Here is a 23,755-nt window from a genome sequence, read left to right as displayed (position 1 = left end):
ACGAACATATTAAATTGTGCGTACTATTTAAAGAAAGGGTGTATGTGGTGCAAATGTTAAAAAAATTAATTAACAAATCAGTTTTATTACTTACTATAATCGTTATGTTATCTTCTGTTTTCTCTTTTCAAAGTGTAAAGGCAGTTTCAAATTCGAAAACAACTGAAGTTATCATTCATTACAAAGAACAGTCTGGAAATACAAAGGATTGGAACCTTTGGTTATGGGGAGAAAATGCGAATGGTAAATCATATGAATTTACTGGTGAAGATGAATTTGGAAAGTACGCTAAGATTAATATAGATGATGACTATGAACGTGTAGGATTTATCATTCGTACGAATGAGTGGGAAAAAGATGGTGGCGATCGTTGGATTGAAAATATAAAGGACGGTCGTGCTGAAGTATGGATTCTTTCTGGTGATGAAAAAGTATATAACTCTAAGCCTTCTTCGGATCTATCCATTCAAAAAGCAACTATTGATAGTTTCAATGAAATTACTGTAACGACTAATGTGCCGTTTCATATTAAGGAACGGAATATTGAAATTGAAGGCATTAAAATTAAGGATATTAGTCCTTATGATATAAACAGTGGAAATGTTACTAATAAGGTTAAAATAATTACGGAGCAGAAAATTGATTTAAAACAGACATACAAAGTTAAAATCGAAAACGTAGCTGATACGAATACTGAAATCGGTAAAGTCATTCGTAGTGAGGAATTTGATCATTCATTTTATTATGCTGGTAACGATTTAGGTAATATATATACGCCGCAACACACTAAGTTCCGTGTATGGGCTCCTACTGCGAGTGAAGCGAAGTTAGTTACATATAAAAAATGGAACGATAAAATAGGTACTGAAATAAACATGAAACAAGGTGAAAAAGGAACTTGGAAAGCAGAACTTAAAGGGAAACAAAAAGGGCTCTATTATACGTATAAGGTGAAAATTGGTGATAAGTGGACTGAAGCAGTTGATCCGTATGCACGTGCTGCTGCAGTAAATGGAGATAAAGGTGCAGTTGTTGATTTAGAAGAAACAAATCCGAAAAAATGGAAAGCAAACAAAAAACCAAAATTTAAAAATCCGGAAGATGCTATTATTTATGAATTGCATGTACGTGATCTTTCTATTCAGCCCGAAAGTGGTATTAAACAGAAAGGAAAATATTTAGGGGTAACAGAAAAAGGAACAAGAGGTCCTGAAGGTGTGAAAACAGGCCTTGATCATATGAAAGATCTTGGTGTTACGCACGTGCAGCTTTTACCGATATTTGATTATGCATCAGTAAATGAAGAGAGTTTAAATGAACCACAATATAACTGGGGATATGATCCGAAAAATTTCAATGTTCCAGAAGGATCCTATTCTACAAATCCATATGAGCCAACTGTTCGAATAACTGAATTAAAGCAAATGATTCAAACACTGCATGATAATAATCTTCGTGTTGTAATGGATGTAGTATATAACCACATGTATAATGCTGCTGAATCTAATTTTCATAAGTTAGTTCCAGGTTATTATTACCGTTACAATGAAGATGGAACATTTGCAAATGGAACCGGAGTAGGAAATGATACAGCTTCAGAACGAAAAATGATGAGAAAATTTATGGTGGATTCGGTGACATACTGGGCAAAAGAATACAATTTAGACGGATTCCGTTTTGATTTAATGGGTATTCATGATTATGAAACGATCAATGAAATACGTAAAGCTGTTAATCAAATTGATCCTTCTATTATACTGCATGGAGAAGGGTGGGATTTAAATACACCTCTTGCAGCTGAGTTGAAAGCAAGTCAAAAAAATGCGGAGAAAATGAAAGGGATTGCTCATTTTAACGATAATATACGTGATGGATTGAAAGGTAGTGTATTTGAGGAGAAGGAAAATGGGTTTGTAAATGGAAAGGACAACATGGAAGACCGCATTAAAAAAGGGATTACGGCAGGCATTTACTACGATACAAATTCGTCTACTTATAAAGATCCGGAGCAGGTGCTAACTTATGTGGAAGCACATGATAATCATACATTATGGGACAAACTTGAGTTGACTAATCCAGTTGACAGCGAAGAAGTGCGAAAACAAATGCACAAATTGTCTTCTTCGATTTTACTAACATCACAAGGTATTCCATTCTTACATGCAGGACAAGAGTTTATGCGCACAAAGTATGGTGATCATAATAGTTACAAATCTCCTGATTCAATTAACCAGATGGACTGGTTACGCCGTGCAGCATTTAATAATGAGGTAGAATATATGAAGGGCTTAATAGATTTACGCAAAAAGTACTCAGCTTTTCGAATGACATCTACTGAGCAAATTAAAAAGCATATATCATTTATAGATGCTCCCAAAAATGTTATAGCTTATTCAATAGATGGAAAGGGGAATGGGAATAAAAATGAAAACTTTATGGTGGCTCACAATGCAAATAGAGAATCCGTTGACATAACTTTGCCATCGAAAGGTCCTTGGAAAGTACTAGTAGATGGTAAGCAGGCAGATAGTAAAACACTTTATGTTGTCCATAATAATAAAATTAAAGTTCCTGCATTAAGTTCATTCGTTTTAAAAACAGCGAAACCGATTAAATAAAAGCAAGTCATGTGGAAGTATATACTGAATTGAGTACATGTAATAAGGATTGTACATGCAAAAAGCGAAGTGACGGTTATTTTCACTTCGCTTTTAAAATTAAATTAATATAATTTCACATACTGTAATTATATTACAATTTAATAAAGGAAATAGACAAGAAATTATTTCTATTGTAACAGTAGGAGGAGAAGATATCTTTGTATTAATTCCTACAAATCGTTTAAAAAATAGCAAAGATGAAAAAGTATATGGAATTAAAATAGAGAAAAGACACCATTTAAGGTGTCTTTTCTCTATTTTAAATACGATATGTTAGTAATTAACTTGTATGTAAAAGTAAGTTGCATTTTCACACTAACTTCAAAAGAAAAATATTAAATTCTTTTCTTAATCTATATGTAATAAATCTCATTAGAAAATTTTATCGCTATAACAAATAAAACTTTCTCAATATTATTGTGTTTAATAACTATATCCATCTGCTTTCCAATCCATTACAATAATTTCACATTGGAAATACACGAATATTCCCAATGTTCTAAATGGTTTATACCTTATAGGATTACTATGGGAAAGGATGTGAAATGTCTAATAAAAAAATATTTTTTATGATGAAATAAAAAATTTTAATGAAGAAAAAGTTATTTTATTATTCTCAAGCTTTATTGAAGTACATGTATTTATAATCACTTCGAGACAAGAGGAAGAATCTAAAAATTATTTTTGTAGATTAGAAAAGTGTATTTAAAAATTAAGTTAAAAGTTTATGGAGGGTTATATGAGCGAGAAAATTTATTATTGGTCTCCTATTAAACATTGGGAGAAGTTGCATAATGAAGTTTTGATAGGGGAAATGAGATTTACAGGCGTTCTGTCTGAGTGGTTTCCTGAGTTTTATTTTTTGACTCAAAAAGGTGTGAAAATTAGTGAACTAGTAGAACGCTTTTCTTTAGGAAATGTAGAAGAGACACAAAAAACAATAGAGCTTATGATAAAAAATCGTGTGTTAGTAAGTAACATATTACCGCCAAGAGAAGTATTTTCCACACAAGAAAAGATTTTTCCAAATCCATATAGCAACCAGATTCGCTTTTCTAAAGAAGATTTAGATAAGTATATGAGTGAACAATTGAATCGAACGCACCATGCTGTGCGGTCAACCGAAATTCAACTTGAAACAACAAATGATCTACCCACTATAATCAAGGAACGTAGGTCTTGTCGCCAATTTGATATGAAAAAACATATTAGTTTTTTAGAATTTTCCCAATTCATATCAACTCTAAAACAGGTTAGGAAAGAAAATATATACTATCATTACGCAAGTGCAGGCGGACTCTACCCTATTGATATCTTTGTTTATATAAAACCCAAACGTATAGAAGGTATGAAAGCTGGGTTTTATTATTATAACCCATCAAAAAACTGTCTTGTGATTGTAAATAATATTGATCAAGTAATCAAAAGTGATCATGAGTTAATTAACCAAGATTTATTTACTCAGTCTGCCTTTTCAGTTTATTTGGTCTATAATGCGAACGCTTCCATCCCGAAATACGGTTCAGATGGATATTTATTTGCTTGTATTGAGTCTGGTATTATCACTGCTACCTTAAATATGGTGGCTGAGACATTGAATTTAGGCGTTTGTTCAGTTGGTCATATGAAATTTGAAGAGATTCAGCAGTTTTTATGTTTGGATAATCATCAAGTATTTCTCCATGGGCTTGAAATTGGTCTGAAGATTAACGAATAGATGAAATGAATATTAGGGGGATAAAGATAAAAATGCACATTAAAGATCGAAGTTCGATTCATGAAAATAAAGGGGTAGAGGCATTTTGGAAGGAGCAGTTATCTTCCGAGGTTCTCGATTTTTCTGTATTTAATAGCGGTTACCAACTAAATAAAGAAAATCCTTGCGAGCACGTTCAAGTCATAATGAATGTAGAGTTTAGTAAAAGTATACAAAAAATAATTAAGTCTCAAGATTTATTATTATTTAGCTGGTTACAGGCCGCGTTAAGGATTTGTTTGGCACACTATACAGATCAAGAAAGGATTACTATTGGTATTCCTGTAATTGAAAAGAATATTGAACAAAGCGAGAATCTTAATAAATTGATTCCTTTAGGAAATGAAATCCATCCGCATCACAGCTTTAAACAAGTAGTAAATCAGATTGAACAAAAGACTTTATTCGGGTATGAAAATCAGGAGTATCCGCTCTCTGAATTATTAATTAAACACAATTTAACTCCTTTTCAAATTGTTATTGGGATGGAAGGATTACATAACGAAAATTTGCTAGAAGAATATGCAGAGAATAATTTAGCCATCTGGATACAAAGAAAATGGAATGAAATACATAATGAATTTGAAATTCAAATTTCTTTCAAGTCTCATTCATTTTCTTCTTTGCAACAGTTTGCAAATTCATATCTTTATGTTTTAAAGCAAGTGTCAACAAATTCGAATTTGGCTGTGAAAGATATTTGTATCATTTCAGAAGAAGAGAAAGAATTGCTAGAAGAATTGAATCAAGGTCAGGCGGACATAGAATTGTCTCAATCATTTCAAGATTTGTTTGAGGAGCAAGTGTTAAAAACCCCAGATCAAATTGCTGTTGTTTGTAATAATCAATCTTTGACATATAGAGAATTGAATAAGAAAGCAAATCAATTGGCTTCTATTCTTCAAAGTAAAGGTGTTTCGAAAGAAAGTATTATTGGGGTTATGGTAGATCGTTCATTGGAAATGATCATTGGCATGGTGGGGATTTTAAAAGCAGGAGCAGCTTACTTACCTATCGATCCTAACTATCCAACTGAACGAATTGAATATATGTTACAAGATAGTCAAGCAAAATGTTTACTGAGCAAGCGAACAGAAGTAGAATTGCCACAATTTGCGGGTGAAGTGCTGTATCTTGATGAGGGGCATTTCTTCCAAGGTGAAGAAAGTAATTTAGTTCGAGAAAGTCATCCTAATGATTTGGCTTATGTTATTTACACATCAGGATCGACAGGAAATCCAAAAGGAGTAATGGTGGAACAGAAATCGCTTGTCCATTTTTTAAGTGTAATGAGAGAAAAAGTAAAAGATAATCAGTCATTCTTGTTTCTTGCTAGTGTATCTTTTGATATCTCCTTGTTAGAAATATGTCTGCCTTTAACACAAGGTTCGAAAGTAGTTATTGCTACAGAGGATCAGTTCGCAACAAAAGAATTAGCTTATTTGGTCAAAGAACATAAGGTGGATTTATGGGAATCAACGCCATCGCGAATGGAAGTGATTTTGAGTGATCCAGAAGGGGCAAGTTTTCTAAAAGATTTAAAATCTATTTTGTTAGCAGGAGAAGCATTTTCCATTGATTTGGTTGAAAAAATCCGATGCATCAGTGAAGCGACAATTTTAAATATTTATGGTCCTACAGAAACAACCATTTGTGCAACAGTAAAGGATTTGAGCTCTGCCAAAGAAGTTACGATTGGAAGTCCCAACCCGAATTATCATTCCTATATATTGAATAAGTATGGTCAATTAAAACCATTTGGAATTCCGGGTGAACTCTGCATTGGTGGCGTGGCGGTAGCACGAGGGTATCTTGGGAAATCTAAACTGACAGATGAAAAGTTTGTACCGAGTCCTTTTACAGCAGGAGAAATGATGTATCATACGGGTGATCTCGTTCGTTGGTTGCCTAATGGAGAACTTGAATATCTAGGTCGAATGGATCATCAAGTAAAAATTCGGGGATATCGGATTGAATTAAGAGAAATCGAAAGCCAGTTAAGGGAATATCCAGAAATAAACCAAGCTATCGTTGTTGATCAAGTATATGGAAATAGGAAATTATTAGCTGCGTACTATGTATCGGATAATAAGGTCTCTTTTGATGAAATCAGAAAATATTTAAGTGATAAATTACCTGAGTTTATGATTCCTGAAAAAATGATTCAGGTGGAAGAGATTCCGTTGAATCCAAATGGGAAAGTAGATAGGAAAAGGTTATTAGAGATAACACAAACAGATTATGTATCAATTCCATACGTTGCCCCGCGCAATGAAATTGAACAAAAATTGGTGCATGCATGGGAAAAAGTTATGGAGATTGAGGGAATTGGTATTCATGATAATTTTTTCGCACTAAAAGGAGAATCGATTAAAGCATTACAGGTAATAAATTTATTAAGAAAAGACTGTTTGAAAATAAGTACAACAGATTTTTTTAAGCACCCTACGATTGCTCAACTTAGTTCTTGTATAGAGGTAGAGCATAAAGAGGAAAGGTTTGAAAATAGACCAACTCATGTTAAAAATTTGTCTAAGCCATTTCCCTTAACAGAAGTTCAGACAGCGTATATGTTAGGAAGGAATTCACAGTTTGAATTAAGTGGTATTTCACCTCAAACATATTTTGAATATGAAACAGAATTGGATATCAATCGTCTTTCAAAAAGTCTTCAAAAGGTAATTTATCGTCATCCAATGTTGCGAGCTGTAATTTTACCAGAGGGAAAACAGCAAATATTAGAAAATATTCCTGATTACGAGATTGAAATAGTGAGCCTCATAGATTTAGATGATGGGAAACAAAATGCTCGCTTGCGAGAAGAACGTTCTCGAATGACTAACCATGTATTCCCTTTGGGGCAATGGCCTTTGTTTGAATTAAAAGCCTTTCTTGTAAAAGAAGACACGTATTTATTATGTTTTCGATACGATGCTTTATTAATGGATGGAGCTAGTATGAACATTGTTGGACAGGATTTGTTTCATTATTATTATAAACCAGAGCAAAGGTTAGAACCTCTATCTTTTGATTTTCAAGATTACATGTTTATCTATGATGAACTGGAACAAAGTACAGAATATAAAACAGCAAAAGATTATTGGACAAGTAAGCTTCCTGCCTTTCCGTTTGCGCCTTCTTTGCTGTTAAAAAAGGATCCGGCAGAGATTGCTACTCCTAAGTTCCAATCACTTACTAAGATCCTGGACAATGAAATATGGAAAAAGCTACGAAAGTTAGCACAAGAGAAAGAAGTAACTCCTTCGGCTCTGCTTTGTACAATATATGGTGATGTATTGGCATATTGGAGTAATCAACGTCGATTGGCAATTAATTTGACTGTATTTAACCGTTATCCTGTTCATGAAGAAGTAGAGCAAATTGTGGGAGATTTCACTTCACTCATCTTGTTGGATGTTGATGTGAATCCAGATCAATCTTTCTTTACTAGAGTAAAAGAAACGCAATCTACTTTATTAAATGGTCTCGAACATCGCCATTACGATGGAGTTAATTTCATTCGAGATTTTACTCGATATCATCAAATGACGCCAAAAGCAGTTATGCCAATTGTTTTCACCTCGATGTTAGCAGGTGCGGGGGCTTTTGCTTGGGAACAGCTTGGTTCACTTCGCCATATTCATGCTCGGACTCCACAAGTGTATTTGGATAATGTGGTAATTGAAAAAAATGGAGAGTTATTAATTAGCTGGAACTATGTTGAAGAATTGTTTGATGTTGATGTGATAGAAGCGATGTTTCACCAATTTGTTGACTTATTGGAACAATTAGTGAAACAAAGTGACGTAACATCTTTGCAGATGAAAGAGTCAGACCATGCTTTAATTGAGCAATACAATGAGACAACAGAAAAAATACCGTCGACTACTTTATATCAATTATTTACAGACCAAGTAAAACGTACACCGGATGAAGTAGCAGTAGTTTTTGAACAGGACTACTTAACATACTCCGAGCTTCATAAGCGCTCCAATCAAGTTGCGCACTTTTTAAAAGAACAAGGAATTGGTCTAGGTGACAAAGTTGGTCTTTTAGCACTAAGACGAGTTGACACAATTGCTAATATGATAGGTATTTTAAAAGCAGGTGCCGCTTATGTTCCAATTGATCCCGACCATCCTTCAGATCGCCAAACATATATTTTAGAAAATAGCTCATGCAAACTTTTATTAGAATCTAGTCTTTATGCAGAAAACCGCTTGTCATTATATACAACAGAAGATATGCCTGCTATTGCTGGTCCGGAAGATCTTGCCTATATTATCTACACTTCAGGAAGTACAGGAAAACCGAAAGGAGTAATTATTACTCACCAAGCGGTTACAAATACCATTCAAGATATTAATCAAAAATATCAGGTAAATGAAGATGATCGTATTATTGGTATTTCTTCTATGTGTTTTGACTTATCTGTATACGATATTTTCGGAACGTTAAGCACAGGTGCAATGTTGGTAATGATTCGTGACCCAAGAGACATGCAAGAATTAATCCGTACTGTCGAACGTAGAGGAATTACAATTTGGAATACAGTACCTGCAATTATGGATTTGGCATTAGATCAAGTAGGTTCTCATTTTGAACATTCTTCCTTGCGTTTAGTTTTACATAGTGGAGATTGGATTCCACTTTCTTTACCAGAAAAAATAAAACGACATTTTCCGATTGCGGAAGTAGTTTCACTCGGAGGAGCAACAGAAGCATCGATTTGGTCAATTTATTATCCGGTCAAACAGGTGGAATCGAATTGGAAGAGTATTCCATACGGGATACCTTTGGCAAACCAAACGTATTATGTGTTGAACTATGAAAAGAAAATGTGCCCTGTTGGTGTAATTGGAGATTTATATATTGGGGGAGTGGGCCTTGCTAAAGGATATTTAAATGATGAACAGAAAACAAATGAAGCATTTGTATCACATTCTGATTTTGGTCTTATTTATAAGACAGGAGACTGTGGAAAAATGCATCCTGAGGGATATATTGAATTTTTAGGCCGCCAAGATTATCAAGTTAAAATTCAAGGATATCGAGTAGAGTTAGAAGAAATCGCACATTGTCTTCTCACTTACAAACAAGTCGAACATGCAGCAGTGATTGATCAGACAGATGAGTATGGTATAAAATTTTTAGTCGCATATGTGGTAACTGAGCAAAATATTAGCACAACAGAACTACGAAAGCATTTGCGAGATCACTTGCCAGATTACATGATTCCTTCTTATTTTGTTTATTTGGAACAATTGCCCTTGACTCCAAACGGGAAATTAGATAGAAAAGCGCTCCCTACTCCGGAGAAACAAACAAATGAAGTATTTATCGCTCCAAAAACTGAAATGGAAAAAATATTAACTAGTGTTTGGCAAGAAGTACTCAAAGTAGATCGGATTGGAGTAAATGATCATTTCTTTTCCTTAGGTGGAGATTCGATAAAAGCGATTCAAGTTTCCGTCAGACTGTATAGACAAGGATTTGAGCTAGAGCCAAAAAATTTATTTTCATTTCCTATATTAGGAGACATGGTTCAATTTGTTAAAAAGCTTGATCATCTTCCAAATTCGCAAACAAGTGATGTAAACAAAATGAATGATAATAAAATTACATCACTAAATGGTAAAAACAAACAACTTAATCAACATACACTTATCAAAATACAAGAAAAAATGCCAGAAATAAAAATAGAACGTATTTACCCATTGGCACCTTTCCAGGAAGTTATTTATGAACATGCTGCGACTGAACCTGATACAAATGCATATTTCGAACAAACAATTTGGGCGCTTGAGGGGGAGCTGGATATTAATCTCTTTATTCAGTGTTTCCAACAATTAGTTGATCGTCATGATTCTTTAAGGACGATAATTGTGCAAGATGAACAAGCACAACCTTGGCAAGCTGTTTTACACGATGTTCAAATGATTTCAGAGATAAAAAACTTGATTGAGATGACGAAACAAGAACAGCAAGAATTCCTAGACCAGTGGATGAATGAAAATTCAAGTCAAGGATTCAAAAAAGATGAACTCATGACCCGTCTCTGTATATTCCAGCTAGGAAATAACGAGCATAAGGTGGTTTGGAGTTCCCATCATCTATTATGTGATGGTTGGAGCGTCAGCATTTTGATAGACGAATTATTCCAGCTCTATGAATTAATAAATGCGGGAACTACGGCAGAGTTACCTATGGTGAAACCTTTTGAGACATTCATAGATTGGACTGTAGCACGAGATCATGAGAAAGCACGTCATTTTTGGCGGGATTATTTATCAGGATACAATCGAAAAATTAGTATTCCTAAAAAGAAAGTATCAACTCAAAGTGAAGGGTTAAATTTCACATTTATGGATTTAATATTAGATAAGGATTTGACTAATCAGTTACAGACATTTGTAACTAAAAACAATATAACTATGAATTCGGCATTACTAGCTGTATGGGGAATATTGCTTGGCAAATACAACGGAATGAGAGAAGTAGTATTACCTAATCTAGTATCAGTCAGACCTCCCGAAGTAGAAGGGATTGAAAATATGTTCGGTCTGTTCACAAATGTTTTGCCTATCCGACTAGCATGGACAGAAACGCAATCTTTTGTGGACTTCCTGCAAAAAGTACAACTAGAAACATTGAAATGTAATGAGTATGCATACTATTCATATGTTGATATACAAAAACAAAGTGAATTAAAAACTGAGTTGACTGACCATCTTTGGGTTTTTGAAAACTATCCGACTAACTCAGCTATCTTTTCTTCAAATGAAAACAGAAATTTTGCCATCACAGATTACGAAGTTGTTGATGAGCCTCATGTAAAGTATGGAATTATGTGCTTCCCTGAAGAGAAACTTACAATAAAGTTTGGATATGATCAATCCGTATATGAAGCGGAGAAAATACAGGAAATATTGAATCACATCCATCAGTTAATCAATAGGATTCTTCAAAATCCAATACAGGCAATCGGTGATTACAAATTATAAAAAATGAAAAGGCGAGCAAGAACTCGCCTTTTTAAATAGAATAGGAGTAAACCAAATGACAAAAAACTTGCAGTTATCAGCCGAAGAGATGCGTCAGTTAGGATATCAAGCGGTGGACTTGATTGTTGATCATATGAATCATTTAAAAAGTAAACCAGTTTCGGAAACGATTGATAGTAATATTTTTAGAGACAAGCTAATTGAAACGATTCCAGAAAACGGATCCAATCCAAAAGAGTTACTTCATTTTCTTAATAACAATGTGTTTAATCAAATTACTCATGTGGATCATCCTCATTTTATGGCTTTTGTGCCAGGTCCTAATAATTATGTTGGTGTAGTAGCAGATTTTTTAGCAAGTGGGTTTAATGTATTTCCTACAGCTTGGATAGTAGGTGCAGGTGCTGAACAAATTGAATTAACGACAATCAACTGGTTAAAATCAATGCTAGGATTCCCTGATTCAGCTGAAGGGCTATTTGTCAGTGGCGGTTCCATGGCTAATTTGACTGCACTTACTGTAGCGAGACAGGTCAAGCTGAATAATGACATAGAAAATGCCATTGTGTATTTTTCTAACCAAACTCATTTTTCTGTAGATCGAGCACTTAAAGTATTAGGTTTTAAACATCATCAAATTTGCCGAATTGAAACAGATGAAGATTTAAGAATTTCAGTTAGTACTTTAAGAAAGCAAATAAAAGAAGATCGATTAAAAGGGAAAAAACCATTTTGTGTTATTGCTAATGCAGGGACAACGAATTGCGGAGCGGTGGACTCCCTCGATGAATTGGCTGATCTATGTGGTGATGAAGATGTATGGCTACACGCGGATGGTGCTTATGGGGCTGCAGCAATTCTCAGTGAAAAAGGAAGGGAGTTATTAAGAGGAATTCATCGTGCTGATTCTTTGACATTAGACCCGCATAAATGGCTTTTTCAGCCTTATGATGTTGGTTGTGTACTTATTCGAAATAGCCAATATTTAAGTGAAACGTTCCGTATGATCCCAGAGTATATTAAGGATACGGAAACTAATATAGAAGAAAAAGTGAATTTTGGGGAGCGTGGAATTGAACTTTCTCGTAGATTTAGGGCATTAAAGGTATGGCTTTCTTTTAAAGCATTTGGAGTCACAGCTTTTCGTGAGGCAATTGATCATGGTATTATGTTGGCTGAACAAGTTGAAGAGTTTTTAAGGAAAGAAAAAGATTGGGAAGTAGTAACACCTGCCCAATTAGGAATTGTTACTTTTCGTTATATTCCTTGTAAGCGAACGTCTACAGAAACAATTCATGAAATAAACAAAAAACTGGTGGAAGAAATTAATCAAAGAGGATTTGCTATGCTAAGTACGACTAAATTAAAAGAAAAAGTAGTAATTCGACTTTGCTCTATCAACCCGAGGACAACATTAGAAGAAATACTTCAAATCATGATGAGCATTAAGGCGTTGGCAGAGGAAATAAACACATCGCCTAAACATCTTATATCTGTTTCTCAACCTTGATATATTAGGTGAATTTTACATATTAATAGCCGATTCTAAATGAGAATCGGCTATTATATTTACGGAGTGTTTTTCTTGTAAAGGGATTAGGCCTCAACCTTAGATACTCTTTTGAAACCAGTCCTTACTGCTTGTACCATTTCGTTCACAGCGTAAATAGATACATCGGCATTTGGATTTAATCCTTCAAACCAGTGATAAGAATTTGGATATAAATGAAATTCGACATCAACACCAGCTTGCGCTAGTTTGCTTACATAGGTCAATGTTTCACTACGGAATGGATCTAATTGACCAACAAATGTATAAGTATATGGCAAATCACTATAATCCTCTGCTCGAGAAGGTGCTGCATAGGCAGGGATATGATCCGCTCCATACATTTCTCCTAAATACATTTTCCAACCAGCTTCATTTGCCTTCTGATTCCAAACAAATCCCTCTTTAATTTCATTGGCTGAAGGTGTATTATTTCGATCATCAATCATTGGATAGAGTGGCATTTGTAAACAAATCGAAGGATATTTTCGATCTCGGGCTAATAATGATAATGCTGCTGTTAGTCCACCTCCAGCGCTTACTCCTGCAACCCCAATTCGATTCGAATCAATGTTTAATGACTCTGCATTATCAGCAATCCATTTTAAAGCTGAATAACAATCTTCAATTGGTGCTGGGTAAGGATGTTCAGGAGCTAAGCGGTAGTCTACAGATACGACCACACAGCCAACTTCTTTTGCAAACCTCATACAAGTATCATCGTTATCATCTATAGACCCTAAGATATAACCACCACCATGTATCCATAATAAGACAGGTAAAGATTCATGATTTGATTTTGGGCGATAAATTCTTAATGGTAACGAATTAGCATCTGGTCCAACAATGACTTCATCTGTTAACGAAAGGGAGTCATCAACAACGGTAGGTGGTCTCATTTGAGCTATTCCTTCTCTGATTGCTTGCAAGTTTTCTGGGCGTAAATCGAGATCTGGAAACATCTCTAACCCTTGTAATAACTCTGGATTTACTCTTGTTTTCATTTTAACACCTCTATTTGTAATTGTTTTCAAATAAATGAAGTGTGTTCTAAGTAGTTTAATTGTGAAAGAACATCACAATTAAATTGTAAATTGGATATGCGATAACAGTCAACAGAATATTCGGAAATTAAAACCTTTCTCAAGAAGGAGTTTCAAGTAACCAATAATACAAGTAGTGGATCTAGGAGCAAAGTGTTTTCATGTCGTTGTATTTATGTACACTTAGTTTTCTAATTAAACCAAGTGATAATCCTTTTATTTTAATGACATATTGCAAGTGATACCTATTTGAATTCATACTCGGAATGAATTAATACATTTTCATTCCTTAATATATAATTCAGGGAAATACTCATGGGCAGGCATTAATATAGGAGAACAGTACAAATTAAAATAACTGTTTAAAAAAAATCCTTTTATTTGGCTAAAAAAGGAGTAGATTCAAGCATGGATTTTTATGCTTTCATTCAATGCTAGCTAAGGCCAAAACCTCCTTGCCAATATTCAAAAACGATTACGTTTTTGGATTCGTGTTCCGGTTTTTCTTGACCAGGTCATTGAATAACTACACATAAACTCCTTATATCTCTAGATAAACTACCGATTAGCTCCATATAGACTCTAGATAACCTATATAGAATACAAGTTATCAAGGAGGTAAGAAAAAATGAATTTTATGAAACGTGCAATTCTCAGTATGAAAAAAAGGATAGGAACATCATTAATTTTGATGGCAGTTTTTCTGATTGTTACAAATTTGGTTCTTTCAGGGTTCACAATCCAAAATGCATCAAAAAAAGCTGCGGATGCAGCAAGAAAAAAACTAGGTGCAGATGTTACTTTAAGTCTTGATTTTGACAAATTAGGTCAACAAGCTCAGGAAACTGGAGAGATGCCTAATCCACCGAAGCTTAATACAAAAGAAGCGGATCAATTAGCGGAGTCAAAATATGTAAAAGACTATAATTACATAGGCAGCACTTTCGGTATTTCTGATGGACTTAAACTAGTAGGAGCTTCAGAAGGAGAAGAAGGAAAAGGTAAAGTGGGAATGGCGGCTGTGCGAGGCGGTTCAAGCTCTGGTACAGAAATAGATATGAATGCTTCTTTTATGATTGAGGGGGTCCGCAAGACTGCATTACAAGAAAGCTTTAAAAACGGAAAAAGTAAAATCATTGATGGAAAACCAATTACAGAGCAAATGAAGGATCAGAATGTAGCTTTAATGGAAAAACGATTAGCGGAATTAAACAATTTGAAAGTAGGAGACAAAGTTAAAGTGCAATCAGGGGATAAGAAGGAAACCCTTGAGATTGAAATTATCGGTATTTACGAAACAAATGAGCAAGCAATGGGTCAACAGGCCCCTCCTATAATGGATCCAGCTAATAAACTATATATGCCGCATTCAACTATGAAAAAATTAGAAGTAGATCAAGGGATAAGTAGTGTTCAAGTCGTTTATTTCTTGAATGATCCACAATATATTGATGCATTTAAAAAAGAAGCAAAAAAATCTAATATTGATTTTAATTATTATAAATTAGATGCACATGATTCATTGTACAAACAAATGATTGGTCCTATCGAAAATATTTCTTCTACTTCTCAAATGATTATTTATATTGTATCAATTGCAGGTGCGATTATATTAGGGTTAATCATTATGCTATCAATTAAAGGACGTCGTAAGGAAATGGGGATTCTGTTATCTATTGGAGAGAAAAAGTGGAAACTGATGGCACAGTTCGTAGTAGAAGTAGTATGTGTCGCTATTTTAGCATTTGGATTATCCATAACAACAGGAGCTAAGGTTTCTCAATATATCGGGGATAATTTACTTTCGAGTGAAATTGCTACAGCAAACGAAGAAACGGACACTACGCGAAATAGTACTGTAATGATGTCTGGATCTGGTAGTAGTACGCTACAAAATCAAAAAGAAGATCCAATTGATAAAATTGATGTAAGTGTAACAGGAGAAGATGTAGGGAAAATGGGGGGGATTGGACTAGCTATTGCTATAATAGCAACGCTTCTTCCAGCATTATCTATTCTACGTTTAAATCCAAAACAAATTCTTTTAAAAGATGAATAAGGAGGCTTAATATGGAAACGATTTTACAATTTAAAAATTTGGATTATTATTATGAAAGTAATGGGAAAAATGTAGCAATACTAGACAATGTCAACTTTTCTTTTCAAAAAGGGCATTTCTACACGATTTTAGGACCATCTGGATCTGGTAAAACTACAACTCTAAGCTTAGGTTGTGGACTGGATGTCCCTAAAAATGGTTATGTACTGTATAATGGCAAAGATATTAGAAAAATTGGTTTGGATCGATACCGTAATCAAAATGTATCTGTAATTTTCCAATCTTATAACTTAATTACCTATATGACAGCTCTTCAAAACGTCTTAACAGCAATGGAAATTACAGGTGTTAAAGTGAAAAATAAGACGGTAAGGGCATTAGAGTTATTAGAGAAAGTAGGACTCACAGAAGCTGAAGCGAAACGAAATGTCCTGCAACTAAGTGGTGGGCAACAACAGCGTGTAGCAATTGCTCGAGCACTATCTTGTAATGTTGATTTACTAATTGCAGATGAGCCGACAGGAAACCTCGACGAGGAAACCACAATGGATATAATAGAACTGTTTCAAGAACTTGCACATAAAGAGAATAAATGCATTATTGTTGTGACGCACTCACAGGAAGTTGCTAAAAAATCAGATCGTGCAGTGTATTTAAGTAAGAAGAAGTTGGTCGTAAATGAAATCTAATATAAACATCGTAGCTGTTCAATTCACATAATTTTCAAAATTTAGCCCGTTCAAAAGCTTATATTTGATTTATAATAAAATCAAGCCATAATCAAAATGGTCTCCCTGTGCTGAATGTTAAAATAGTTTGTTGTTCCCTTTTTAATAATATTTGAAAAAGAACTTGTAGGATATTCTACAAGTTCTTTTTCTTATAATTGGTTACCTATATCATGGGATAATCACACATAAAAAACGGGACATTACCTAGATATATAATCTAAATGCTGTCCCGTTTAACTGTGTATCTGTATAGTTATTGCAGAATTAAACCTACAATCATAATTAAACTAAATACTATTATCCAACCAAACGCACAATAGCCAAAAATTCTAATCCATTTAGGTAATTGATTCATGTTAATTTTATTTGAGGGAACTCCCTGCATAGAAAACATCATTTTTTGATCTCTATCTCTATTATTTTGTTGTTCATACATAACATCATAACCTTTCCAGAACTATTGTGTTTATAGTATATCAGCCTGAAGAAAATTATGTACAGAATACAAGGGGATAACTTAATATTATGTGGTGAATTTTATAAATACTGAAAAAGAGCCCTACATAAATAAGATTATGTTTCTTCAAGTATTAACTTGCTGGATATGCATTAGAACCAAGATAGCGTTCTTTTATAATTTGAAGATGATGAAGCTCATGACCAGCAATGATGTATACTAATGCACGAACTGTAACTTCAGAATTATTCGCATTTCCTCTTTGTGACCAAGCTTCTTTATCTAAGCTTCTAAGTAAATACACGGTAGATTGGCGAACAACTATTAAATTCTCAAGAAGATCTTGCATAGATTGCTTATCAAAAGCAGCTCTAAGAACATACATATCATCGTTATAGCCTGGAAGTTCTGCTGTCTCGCCTCGAGCAATAGATAGCAATCGATACGCCATAATACGTTCTGTGTCCGCTATATGACCGATTACTTCTTTTATACTCCATTTAGTAGGAGCATACCGGAAAAGTCCCTCACTATTAGAAATTCTCTTTAATAAAAGATTCGTTTCCTTCATTTGTTGTTCTAGAATATGTATGATATTTCCGTCTGATACCAAGTTGGTATACGTTGCATAATAGGAGTTATATTCACTTACCTTTGGTCTTATTTGCATACGAAGCATCCTTTATGTTTTATATTTAATCTTTACATATAGCTTATCATAAAAGAATTCCAAATTAATCTGAAAAATGGAGGCAAATATGCATTTTTCATCTTCCTTTTCAGTTGCATAGATGAAATGCATCTCAAATAAGAGAATCTAATTTGCTGCTAAGCGGAATTTTGTTTTTTTGCTGTTATAGTAGAAGGTGAATATTTAAGTTGGATACAGTTTGTCACTACTTATGACAATCGCAATTTAAGAAGTAGCATATATCATTAAATGAAAAGCCTGTTAATAAGTTTATACTTACTACAAAAACAAACAAACTCTCCTTTAAATAGGACGAGTTTGTTTGTTTTTGTGTTTAGATAATGGAATACGCATGCTAAATTGCACACTATGTTCCATATTTTTTATAGAATACTTTATATCTAGTCTTTCAAGAATTTGTTTAACAATATATAGACCTAAACCACTTCCTCCGGTATTTCGATTCCGAGATTTTTCAATTCGATAAAATGGTTTGAAAATTTGTTGTATATCTTCATCTTTAATATTGATACCTGTATTTATAATTTGCATTTTAATTTGACCTTGTTTAGAATCCTTACTTAACTTTATATAGACTTTTTCATTATGTGGTGAATACATAACTGCATTATGGATAATATTTTTACATGCTTTTTCAAAAAGAACACGATCTGTATAAACAGAAAGGTCAGAGTCAATTTCTTTTATTATTTGGATGCTTTTTTGAGAAGCGAAAAATTCGAGATCTTTTGTGATTGTACCTATTAACTTTGAAAGATTAATTTCTTCTATTTTTAGTTTAAAAGTGTGTTGTTCTAACTTTGACATACTTAAAATTTCACGAACTAGTTGTTCCATACTTTCAATAATTTGATGATTTTTCTTTAAATATTGATCACGATTTTGATAAGGGCCAATATTGTATATCATCCCTTCTAAGTATCCTTTCATTACAGTAAGAGGGGACTTTAATTCATGTGCTACAATTGCAAAAAACTCTCTGCGTTTTGTTTCTATTTCTCTTTCTTTTTCAATATCATTTTTTAATTGTTCATTTGCTTTTTTTAAATCAAACATAGCTTGTTGTAAGTTAATAGACATGTCATTCAAACTATTAGATAATTCTCCTAACTCATCTGTAGAACGAACCTCAATTTTTTCGGAGAAATCTAAATTTGCCATCTTTTGTGCACCCTCATTAATATAAATAAGTGGCTTTGTAATAAACCTGGAATAGAAATAAGCACTCCCTATACCAATTACGATCACAATGATACTAATATAGGGGAGAAAACGCACTAATACTTGCGAAGCTTCATCAATCGGTTGAAATGTTGCGAACACTACAAGCGTTAAACTACCATCTTGGAATTGAATTGGTTCCGTAACATTATATGAATTGCTAATGGTACCTGCATTCTCAAATCGTGCTGCTTTAGTAACTACTGTTGTTTGTGTACCACTTTGAATAAAAGAAAATGAAGGCGAGTAAATAATTATTCCTTCTTTATTTTGAAGCGAAAGCATCGCGTTATTTTTTTTTGCGTATTCATCAAAAAATGGTATCGCATCTTGAAACGTAAGATCTTTGGACTTATCAATTATTTCTTTTATCCCTGTTTGAAGTTGATCTGTTTTGTATTGCTCATAAAACGTAGGGAGAAAGAAATATAAAGTTAAATAAATCAACACTGCAAAGGATAACAAAATGAGAGATGTAGTCATAAAGAGTTTATAAGTAATTTGCTTCATCTTCATGATTTTTACAATGCTATTCATCAATTTTATACCCAATACCCTTTATTGTTTTAATATAGGGGATGGCTAGTTTTTTACGTAGATTTTTAATATGCGTATCTATTATTCGTGTTTCTCCAAAATAATCGTATCCCCAAACTTTTTCTACGATATTTTCTCTTGTAAGTACTTTTCTTTCATTTTGAAATAGTAGTTGTAGAATTTCGAACTCTTTTGTCGTTAACAAAATTTCAACATCAGTTACATATACTCTATATGCATCAACATCAATGCGCACTTCTTTAAATACCAAATGATTATTTACATTTTTATCATAACTTCTTCTAAGTACAGCTTCGACTCGTCTAATCAAAACATGAAACGAAAAGGGTTTTGTTATATAATCATCAATCCCAAGATCGAACCCTTTCATTTGATCTTCCTCTTCTTCTAACGCAGTTAGCATAATAATTGGTATGTTTGACTGACTTCGAATCATTTTAGCAACTTCAAATCCATTAAGATTGGGCATCATTACATCTAGAAGAACTAAATCAAAGGATTGCTTATTAAATTGTGTCATACCCTTTAGTCCATCTGAAGCAACTACCACTGTATACTGTTGTGTCATTAAAAATTGTTTAATTAATTCCTGAATTTCTTGATCGTCCTCAACCACGAGGATATGATAGTTTTTCATAATATCACCTCTGGTAGTCATTATAGCCGTACTATCTGTAGTTTATGTGGAGATACAGTAGGAAACTTCATAGGACGTTTAACGTATTAACTCCATTTTCAAGATTCTGTATTCTCCATAAAAAAGTATTATTACCCATATTCCTTTTTTATGGAGAAATATTTGCGTGCTTGAAAAAACTTATCATATAAAAAGCTGAACGATAATATTTACAAAAAAACTAATGTATAATAATGTAAATTGTATGTAGTTTTTTAACTGTTTGAAAATATACTTTCGATACTTTACTAGAAGGAGAAAGGGAGATGAATTTAAATATAAAAGAAGCCAGCGAAATTCTAGAGCGTACGCCACAAACTTTGTAGTTTTTTTGCTAATTTAGTAAAGGCCCAAGGTGCGAACAAGGGATTATTTAAATCATGTGAGAAAGGTTGTGAAATTATTTGAGGAGTTATAAAGCGATGCTGTTTGATTTAGATGATACGTTACTTGATAGGGATAAGGCAGTAGATAACTTGTTTTTATTAGTTTTAGAAAAGTGTTATGAGAATGTTAGTGATACAGTCAAAAACAATATGTTACAGAAATTCAAAGAATACGATAAAAGGGAATACGGCATTAGTAATAAAACGATAGTTTTAGAATCATTATTTGATGAATTCGCGCCGATATATAGATTGCCACACAATTATATCCAAGATTTTTGGAATGAAAATTTCCCTACATGTTTTTCAATAGACCAAAATACTATTCATTTCTTAAATCATATAAAGAGTCACTTTAAAATTGGAATTATAACAAACGGCTCAACGCATAGACAAAAAGCTAAAATAATTAACACGAATTTAAACAATTACTTTGATACGATTATTATTTCTGAAGAATTAGGATTGAGTAAACCTGATAAACGTATATTCGAACTAGCGTTAAATAAGCTAAATGTACAGCCGAAAAATACTTTATTTGTTGGGGATGACTTAGAAAAGGATATTGCTGGTTGTCAAAATGCAAATATAAATGGAATATGGTTTAATCCTCATAGAATCACAAATAGGACTGAAATAAAACCGTATTCTGAGATTGATACTTTTGATAGTTTATTAAGTTACATTACTCCACAATATTTTTATAATAAGTGAAAATGCTATGGAGTGATCATTAAAAGGATTTCATTCACCGTAATATAAAAAATAAAAATAAACAGACACAGACACTTAAATCTCTTTCCGCTACCAATATTAGTATTTTCAAATGAACTAACAAAGCATGATATGAAAATTATGGAGGAGTGATACTATGGAAATAAAGAAAGTAGTAATTGACGGAATAAACATTGCGGTCATAAGAAATGAAAAAGTACTAATATCCGATGTTCAAACGGCATTGGATTTTATGGCAACAGTTCAATATGAGGTCGATGCGAAACATATTATTATCGACAAATCATTAATAAGCGAAAGCTTCTTTGACTTAAAAACACGGCTTGCGGGTGATATTCTTCAAAAGTTTATAAACTACAAGGTAAAGATTGCTATCATTGGAGATTTCTCTATGTATACTAGTAAAAGCTTAAAGGATTTTATTTATGAATGTAATAAAGGTAAAGATATTTTTTACTTAGCAACTGAACAACAAGCAATTGAAAAACTAAGTACATTAAAGCAATAATACCTCAGTAAAATATCCCTCTTTTTCACGTCACATATTATCTACAGCATATAAGAACTGATGTTTGTGATAAACTAAGAGGTGAATAAAGGGGGAATTTTTTTGAACAATTTTAATGACACAATCCGAAATTTAAACAATTTAGTTTACAAACCTAACAATTTAATGATTACGGATCTAATAGAAGAAAAGCAAAACGCAGAATATGTAGGATGTTTATTTCACTTAAATAAGAAAACTATCCGTTTTAGAGTATCAAAAATTACGCCTAATAAAATTGGTCAATTTGTTTCTTTTTGGGAAAAAGATGCAAATATGCAAAATCAAGCGTTCTCTTATGACGCTGCTCCTGACTTATTAGTTATCACTTGTATTAATGATAATAAACTAGGGCAATTTATTTTCCCTAAAGAAATTCTACTTAAAGAAAAAATATTGAAAACGCAAAGTCAAAAAGGAAAGATGGCTATGAGGATTTATCCGCTTTGGGATACTCCTGTTAGCAATCAAGCGAAAAAGAGCCAAATGTGGCAACTTCAATATTTTGTTGATTTAAGCAATCCTAATAATTTACCTATAGACAAACTATTAACTTTGTATTCGTAGCTTTTAGTTTTGTATGTGAATTTGTTGCCGTATCCCAAAGTATGATGTCTTTTATTTGAATTCTCATATTCAGTTATCTTATGATTTTTTTTGTACCGGTACAGTTAAACGAAATGTACATTGTTTCAGTACCCCATCAAAATTACAATCAGCATATACTATTTTAACTTATAACTTATTTAGGGGTGCTGAATATGACAAGATTACAAGATCAGCTTTTTACAAGATTGAACCTTGAAAAACGTGCGGAAGTAAAGTTTGAAGAATTAAATAAAATTCTCTTTGCATTTGCACACACTATACCATTTGAGAATTTAGATGTTATAGCACGTAATGCGAATACAATTACTATGGAAAATTTACAGAATAAAATTTTAACTACATCCCGCGGCGGGCTTTGTTATGAATTAAATACTCTGTTTTACTACTTTTTAAAAGATTGTGGTTATGATGTACAACTTGCACTTGGAACCGTATATAAAAATGAAATCAACGCATGGGCACTTGAGGATGGACATATAACGATTATTCTAAAGTATGCTAACGAACGATACTTAATTGATGTAGGTATTGCTTCTTTAGTACCTCTGGTCCCTGTACCTTTTACCGGTGAGTCTATTTCCTCTAAAAATGGTACGTATCGAGTGAGACAAAAAGATACGAGTAAAGGAAATTACATTCTAGAAAGAAAAGATACGAACAGAGAGTGGAAAGTTTGTCATGCTTTTTATAATTGTATCATTGATGAGGCAGTAGTAAATGAGGTTCAAAGAAGAGTAATAGAAGATGAGAAATCTATTTTCAATAAAGGACCAATTGCAGTTAAATTGACGGACTTTGGCCATGTTTCTTTAACGAATACTAGTTTAACTGAAATGATTCATGGGGAAAAAACGAAACGTGAAATTACAGAAGAACAATATAGAGGGCTATTAAATACTTTATTTGCTATTCAGTTGTCATGAAACGAATAGCTAGCCGGTTCTTACACAGAATCGGCTATTTTATTAACTTTATTTTAAAACTACTATTAAAGTTTGATTTTCTAATTAGATATAATACACTAGAACAGTATGGAAAATTATAAATAATGA

General features: G+C 33.2%; 15 protein-coding genes. 10 read left to right on the top strand and 5 right to left on the bottom strand.

What is annotated here, in order from left to right:
* Positions 1-53: 53 nt before the first annotated feature.
* The 4 genes from pulA (at position 54) to ILS93_RS01440 (ending at position 12,930) form a co-directional block, all read left to right on the top strand.
* Positions 54-2,618, top strand: a complete 2,565-nt coding sequence (pulA, locus tag ILS93_RS01455; protein ID WP_261783865.1) for a type I pullulanase — start codon at positions 54-56, stop codon at positions 2,616-2,618.
* 781 nt (positions 2,619-3,399) lie between these two features.
* The gene (locus ILS93_RS01450; protein ID WP_064475438.1) at positions 3,400-4,377 is read left to right on the top strand and encodes a SagB/ThcOx family dehydrogenase; all 978 of its coding nucleotides are present in this window, start codon (positions 3,400-3,402) and stop codon (positions 4,375-4,377) included.
* Between the two features lie 32 nt (positions 4,378-4,409).
* A complete protein-coding gene (locus ILS93_RS01445) occupies positions 4,410-11,420 on the top strand; it encodes a non-ribosomal peptide synthetase (protein ID WP_222659767.1) in 7,011 nt (2,336 codons plus the stop codon).
* 55 nt (positions 11,421-11,475) lie between these two features.
* Positions 11,476-12,930 carry a pyridoxal phosphate-dependent decarboxylase family protein gene (locus ILS93_RS01440; protein ID WP_064475436.1) on the top strand — a complete coding sequence of 485 codons (1,455 nt, stop codon included), beginning with the start codon at positions 11,476-11,478 and terminating at the stop codon, positions 12,928-12,930.
* 86 nt (positions 12,931-13,016) lie between these two features.
* Here ILS93_RS01440 and ILS93_RS01435 read toward each other — a convergent pair whose 3' ends face one another.
* Positions 13,017-13,973, bottom strand: coding sequence for an alpha/beta hydrolase (locus ILS93_RS01435; protein ID WP_222659765.1), 957 nt, complete (start codon positions 13,971-13,973; stop codon positions 13,017-13,019).
* A gap of 667 nt (positions 13,974-14,640) precedes the next feature.
* Here ILS93_RS01435 and ILS93_RS01430 point away from each other — a divergent pair.
* Positions 14,641-16,071 (top strand): ABC transporter permease, encoded by a 1,431-nt coding sequence (locus ILS93_RS01430; protein WP_098274239.1) that lies wholly within the window; start codon positions 14,641-14,643, stop codon positions 16,069-16,071.
* 11 nt (positions 16,072-16,082) lie between these two features.
* On the top strand, positions 16,083-16,760 hold the full coding sequence (locus ILS93_RS01425; RefSeq protein ID WP_000447847.1) for an ABC transporter ATP-binding protein: 678 nt from the start codon (positions 16,083-16,085) through the stop codon (positions 16,758-16,760).
* A 295-nt stretch (positions 16,761-17,055) separates the two neighbouring features.
* On the opposite strand, the gene ILS93_RS01420 is transcribed toward ILS93_RS01425, so the two are convergent.
* From ILS93_RS01420 to ILS93_RS01405, 4 genes are all read right to left on the bottom strand, one after another.
* Positions 17,056-17,238, bottom strand: coding sequence for a hypothetical protein (locus ILS93_RS01420; protein ID WP_000273229.1), 183 nt, complete (start codon positions 17,236-17,238; stop codon positions 17,056-17,058).
* 154 nt (positions 17,239-17,392) lie between these two features.
* Positions 17,393-17,929 (bottom strand): DinB family protein, encoded by a 537-nt coding sequence (locus ILS93_RS01415; RefSeq protein WP_222659762.1) that lies wholly within the window; start codon positions 17,927-17,929, stop codon positions 17,393-17,395.
* Positions 17,930-18,253: 324 nt separating this feature from the next.
* Positions 18,254-19,729: a sensor histidine kinase gene (locus tag ILS93_RS01410; RefSeq protein WP_222659760.1), complete on the bottom strand. Its 1,476-nt coding sequence runs from the start codon at positions 19,727-19,729 to the stop codon at positions 18,254-18,256.
* The gene (locus ILS93_RS01405) at positions 19,722-20,387 is read right to left on the bottom strand and encodes a response regulator transcription factor (protein WP_064475430.1); all 666 of its coding nucleotides are present in this window, start codon (positions 20,385-20,387) and stop codon (positions 19,722-19,724) included. Before ILS93_RS01405 ends, ILS93_RS01410 begins: the two co-directional genes overlap by 8 nt.
* A gap of 461 nt (positions 20,388-20,848) precedes the next feature.
* Between ILS93_RS01405 and ILS93_RS01400 the strand changes: the two genes are divergently transcribed.
* From ILS93_RS01400 to ILS93_RS01385, 4 genes are all read left to right on the top strand, one after another.
* Entirely contained in the window at positions 20,849-21,526 is a 678-nt protein-coding gene (locus tag ILS93_RS01400) for an HAD family hydrolase (protein WP_222659758.1), read from the top strand.
* A 157-nt stretch (positions 21,527-21,683) separates the two neighbouring features.
* A complete protein-coding gene (locus ILS93_RS01395) occupies positions 21,684-22,055 on the top strand; it encodes a DUF4180 domain-containing protein (protein ID WP_064475428.1) in 372 nt (123 codons plus the stop codon).
* Between the two features lie 102 nt (positions 22,056-22,157).
* Positions 22,158-22,661: a MepB family protein gene (locus ILS93_RS01390; protein WP_064475427.1), complete on the top strand. Its 504-nt coding sequence runs from the start codon at positions 22,158-22,160 to the stop codon at positions 22,659-22,661.
* A 194-nt stretch (positions 22,662-22,855) separates the two neighbouring features.
* Positions 22,856-23,626 (top strand): arylamine N-acetyltransferase family protein, encoded by a 771-nt coding sequence (locus ILS93_RS01385; RefSeq protein ID WP_222659756.1) that lies wholly within the window; start codon positions 22,856-22,858, stop codon positions 23,624-23,626.
* Positions 23,627-23,755: the final 129 nt, after the last annotated feature.

It is taken from the genome of Bacillus sp. 16GRE42 (assembly GCF_019837435.1).
In the GTDB taxonomy this organism is placed as follows: domain Bacteria; phylum Bacillota; class Bacilli; order Bacillales; family Bacillaceae_G; genus Bacillus_A; species Bacillus_A wiedmannii.
The sequence above is the reverse complement of the archived record's forward strand: the minus strand, read 5'-3'. Positions and strand labels throughout refer to the sequence as shown.